Origin of the sequence: Streptococcus sp. HMSC064D12 (genome assembly GCF_001837205.1) — a bacterium.
GTDB classification, from domain to species: domain Bacteria; phylum Bacillota; class Bacilli; order Lactobacillales; family Streptococcaceae; genus Streptococcus; species Streptococcus salivarius_D.
In genome coordinates this window covers 1-4346 of record NZ_KV831758.1, presented here as the reverse complement: position 1 = coordinate 4346, position 4346 = coordinate 1, and the positions used below count along the sequence as shown (strand labels likewise).

Genomic DNA, 4346 nt, shown 5'->3' with positions numbered 1-4346 from the left:
GCGAGTTCGATTCTCGTCACCCGCTTTATTTGGATATTATAGCCAAGCATTTGCTTGGGCGCGTAGCTCAGATGGTTAGAGCGCACGCCTGATAAGCGTGAGGTCGGTGGTTCGATTCCACTCGTGCCCATATTGGAGAATTACTCAAGAGGCTGAAGAGGACGGTTTGCTAAATCGTTAGGTCGGGTAACTGGCGCGGGGGTTCGAATCCCCCATTCTCCGTACTATTAAGACGAATTATCTTTTAGATAATTCGTTTTCTTTTTTTGAGGTGACAAAATGAAAAATAGTTTTTATCGATTTCTTCTTTATGGGTTTATTATTGTTCTATTTTTTGTAATGCTTTTTTCTTTTGTCTTTACTAATAAAAAATTAACGAAGGATATCTCATCTAATGTTTCGGGTTTCGTTACCAAAGTAGACTCAGTGGTTTCAGTTCCATTTACTGCTTTATCAAAATCTCATAATGTTATTTCTGATCTCTTATCAACCTATAATGAGAATCGAGATTTAAAAAAATCTTTATCAAATTTAGAAAATCAATCATCTATTATTTCTAACTTGCAAGAAGAGAACGATTCTTTAAGAGCTTCGCTTAATCTTTCGGACAAACTAAGTCGTGATAATGTTCTCACTGCTGAAGTTTCTATGCGACCTTCTGTGACTTGGTTAAAAGAGTTAACAATTAATGTCGGTAAGTCTAAGAATGTTAGTAAATCTATGTTAGCAACTTCTAATGGTGGAGTAATTGGTTTGGTAACTAAGGTATATGATGATACTACTACTATTTCTTTACTTTCTAGTAGTTCTAGTGATAGTTACCTTGCTTCTAGCGTCAAATCAGAGGATGATAACCATATTTTCGGGATTATATCTCGTTATGATAATAAAAAGAAGCTGTTAGAGATGACACAACTCAATTCATCTTCTAACGTTAAGGTTGGCACTGAAGTAGTTACAAGTGGTCTTGATGATGTATCAGTAAAGGATGTTCCAATTGGTACTGTAGACTCTGTGAGTGATTATGAAGGAAATCGTACGATTTTGGTGAAACCTTATGCTGATTTTGATAAAATTTCTTATGTTACTCTAGTTGGAGATGGTAAATAATATGAAATTATCCAAGTATTCTATTATTCCTTTCTTACTGAGTATTGTTCCTTTTCTATGGGATGGTCATATTTCGATGATATTTAATCATTATTTATCTCCTGAATTTTTTCTATCATCTCATCTTTTTATTATTTATATTTTCATCTTAACTCTTGATTTTCCAAATAAGTATTCCTTTCTTTACCTTGTTTATTTTGGATTTCTTTATGATACCTATTATTTCAAAACAGTTGGTATAGTAATTCTAACTTTGCCACTGTTATGCTATCTGTTAACTCAGCTAGGTCGAATTATTAAGAGAAATACCTATGTTGATTTTTTGTTAATGTTTTTATTCCTCTTTCTATTTGATACTATAAATTTTGGCTTTGCCTTATTTTATGGTTTCTCCAATGAGTCTGTGACGAATTTTATTATTTATCAACTAAGTCCTAGTATAGTGTTTAATCTTTTGATCTTTATCTTTATTAAACCTATTCTTGAAAAATTATTTTTGTATCTGTCAGTTGATAGATTTAAATAGAACTGTAATATTGGCGTAACAAAATTTGCGCCATTTTTTGATACAATTAAAAGGTCTTATCGAAAAGGAGTAGTATTTTATATTATGAAAAAACGTATTCTTTCAGCAGTGTTGGTAAGTGGTGTAACCTTATCAGCAGCTGCATCAGTACATGCAGAGGATTATGATTCGCAAATCGCTGCTGCAGATAACGCAATTAGTAACCTTGCTTCTCAACAAGAGACTGCACAAGCGCAAGTTGCTACAATCCAATCTCAAGTATCTACACTTAGAACACAAAAATCAGAATTGGAAACTAAAAATGCTGAACTTGAAAAAGTATCAGCAGATTTGGAATCTGAAATTCAAGAATTATCAAGTAAAATTGTAGCTCGTCAAGATTCTTTGGCGAAACAAGCTCGTAGTGCTCAACAAAATAATACTGCGACTAGCTACATCAACTCTATCTTGAACTCTAAGTCAATCTCTGAAGCTATTACTCGTATCACAGCTATTTCAAAAGTTGTTACAGCTAATAATGACATGTTGACAAAACAAGAGTCTGATCAAAAAGAGCTTGCTGCAAAACAAGAACAAAACCAAGCTGCTATTAATGAGATTGCAACTAATAAAGCAGAACTTGAAACTACAGAAGCTGGTTTGACAACTCAACAAGCAGAACTAGAAGCAGCACAAGTTGCTTTGGCTGCAGAATTGGCTACAGCTCAAGATGAAAAAACATCACTTGTTTCTGCTAAATCAACTGCAGAATCAGTGGCAGCTTCAACTGCAGCATCAGTTGCTCAATCTCAAGCAATTGCAGAATCAGAGGCAGCAGCACAAGCAGTAGCTTCTTCAGAAGCAGCAGCATTTGTAGCTCAATCAGAAGCGGCAGCAACTTCAGAAGCTACTGTTTCAGAAACAGCAACATCTGAAGTAGCACAAGAACCTGTTTCATCAGAAACTTCAGAAACTACTCAAGCGCCTGCTGCTCCAGCAACATCTGAAGCACAGCCAGAATCAGCTGCTCCAGCAGCTTCAGAAGCACCAGCTCCTGCTAGCGAAGCACCTGCAGCAACTTCAGAAGCACCAGCAAGTCAAGCACCTGCAGCTTCAGAAGCACCAGCTCCAGCAGCTGAAACACCTAAAGTATCAGCTGCCTCAACTCCTAATACATATCCTGTTGGTCAATGTACTTGGGGTGCTAAATCATTAGCTTCATGGGTTGGTAATTACTGGGGTAATGCTAAAAACTGGATTGCTAGCGCACAAGCAGCTGGCCACTCAGTTGGTACAACTCCTGTAGCCGGAGCAATTGCGGTTTGGCCAAATGATGGTGGTGGTTATGGTCACGTAGCTTACGTAACATCAGCATCAGGTGCAAATTCAATTCAAGTTATGGAATCAAACTATGCTGGTAACATGTCAATCGGTAACTACCGTGGTACATTTGATCCAACATCTTCAGCTCATGGTGGTTCTGTATACTATATTTACCCATAATGACTACAAGAAGGCGATTCGAATTTTCTCGAATCGTTTTTATTTTATAGCAAAATGTCTTTACTTTCTGGAATTACTTTTAGACGGGAAAATGTCGAGGTTAAGGTTAAATCTTTTTAGTCTTGTTAAGTTACTGTGACACCATTTATTTTGCATTGAAAATCAATCTAAAAAAAGGTAGAATGGTTTAGTAGATATTTTGGAGGAAATCATGTCTTATACGAATTTGAAGTTGTTTGCTTTATCGTCTAACCAGGAATTAGCAGCAAAAGTTGCTGATAAAATGGGTATTGAACTCGGAAAATCAAGTGTTCGTGAATTTTCAGATGGTGAGATTCAAGTTAATATTGAAGAATCTATCCGTGGTCATCACGTTTTTATTCTTCAATCTACAAGCTCTCCTGTAAATGATAACTTGATGGAAATTTTGATTATGGTTGATGCGCTAAAACGTGCAAGTGCAGAAACGATCAGTGTTGTTATGCCTTATTATGGTTATGCACGTCAAGACCGTAAGGCACGTTCACGTGAGCCAATCACATCTAAATTGGTTGCTAATATGCTTGAGGTTGCAGGTGTTGATCGACTTTTGACAGTTGACCTCCATGCTTCTCAAATTCAAGGATTCTTTGATATTCCTGTAGACCATTTGATGGGTGCTCCACTTATCGCAGATTACTTTGATCGTGCTGGTCTTACTGGAGATGATGTTGTTGTTGTTTCTCCAGACCATGGTGGTGTGACTCGTGCACGAAAACTTGCTCAATGTTTGAAAACACCAATCGCAATCATTGATAAACGTCGTAGTGTTGATAAAATGAACACTTCTGAGGTTATGAATATCATTGGTAACGTTGAAGGTAAAACATGTATCTTGATTGATGATATGATTGATACTGCGGGTACCATCTGTCATGCGGCGGATGCGCTTGCTGAAGCTGGTGCAACTCATGTCTATGCCTCATGTACTCACCCTGTATTGTCAGGTCCAGCACTTGATAATATTCAAAAATCTGCTATTGAGAAGCTTGTTGTATTGGACACGATTTATCTTCCAGAAGAACGTTTGATTGATAAGATTGAACAAATTTCAATTGCTGATTTGATTTCAGAGGCAATTATTCGTATTCATGAAAAACGTCCATTGTCACCTTTGTTTGAAATGGGCCATAAATAGACTAAAGCTAGCTTGGGCTAGCTTTTTTTTATCTTACGAAAACCACTAGCT

Annotated in this window: 4 protein-coding genes and 2 tRNA genes; all 6 read left to right on the top strand. The window is 36.7% G+C overall.

Annotated elements, in window-relative coordinates:
• The first annotated feature begins 56 nt into the window (after nt 1-56).
• The 6 genes from HMPREF2697_RS07910 to HMPREF2697_RS07885 all read left to right on the top strand — a co-directional run bounded on the left by HMPREF2697_RS07910 (nt 57) and on the right by HMPREF2697_RS07885 (nt 4295).
• Nucleotides 57-130, top strand: a tRNA-Ile gene (locus HMPREF2697_RS07910).
• A gap of 4 nt (nt 131-134) precedes the next feature.
• Nucleotides 135-222, top strand: a tRNA-Ser gene (locus HMPREF2697_RS07905).
• A 57-nt stretch (nt 223-279) separates the two neighbouring features.
• Nucleotides 280-1110 carry a rod shape-determining protein MreC gene (gene mreC / locus HMPREF2697_RS07900; RefSeq protein WP_013989878.1) on the top strand — a complete coding sequence of 277 codons (831 nt, stop codon included), beginning with the start codon at nt 280-282 and terminating at the stop codon, nt 1108-1110.
• 1 nt (nt 1111) lies between these two features.
• Nucleotides 1112-1636: a rod shape-determining protein MreD gene (mreD, locus tag HMPREF2697_RS07895; RefSeq protein ID WP_049527614.1), complete on the top strand. Its 525-nt coding sequence runs from the start codon at nt 1112-1114 to the stop codon at nt 1634-1636.
• An 84-nt stretch (nt 1637-1720) separates the two neighbouring features.
• A complete protein-coding gene (locus tag HMPREF2697_RS07890) occupies nt 1721-3118 on the top strand; it encodes a PcsB-like coiled-coil domain-containing protein (protein ID WP_049527612.1) in 1398 nt (465 codons plus the stop codon).
• Nucleotides 3119-3329: 211 nt separating this feature from the next.
• Complete coding sequence (locus HMPREF2697_RS07885; RefSeq protein ID WP_002886286.1) at nt 3330-4295, top strand: ribose-phosphate diphosphokinase; 966 nt, start codon at nt 3330-3332, stop codon at nt 4293-4295.
• Nucleotides 4296-4346: the final 51 nt, after the last annotated feature.

Bases quoted from the DNA above. Each gene is read 5' to 3' on its own strand.
- mreD (WP_049527614.1), top strand. From the start codon at position 1,112: ATGAAATTATCCAAGTATTCTATTATTCCTTTCTTACTGAGTATTGTT.
- mreC (WP_013989878.1), top strand. From the start codon at position 280: ATGAAAAATAGTTTTTATCGATTTCTTCTTTATGGGTTTATTATTGTT.
- HMPREF2697_RS07890 (WP_049527612.1), top strand. From the start codon at position 1,721: ATGAAAAAACGTATTCTTTCAGCAGTGTTGGTAAGTGGTGTAACCTTA.
- HMPREF2697_RS07885 (WP_002886286.1), top strand. From the start codon at position 3,330: ATGTCTTATACGAATTTGAAGTTGTTTGCTTTATCGTCTAACCAGGAA.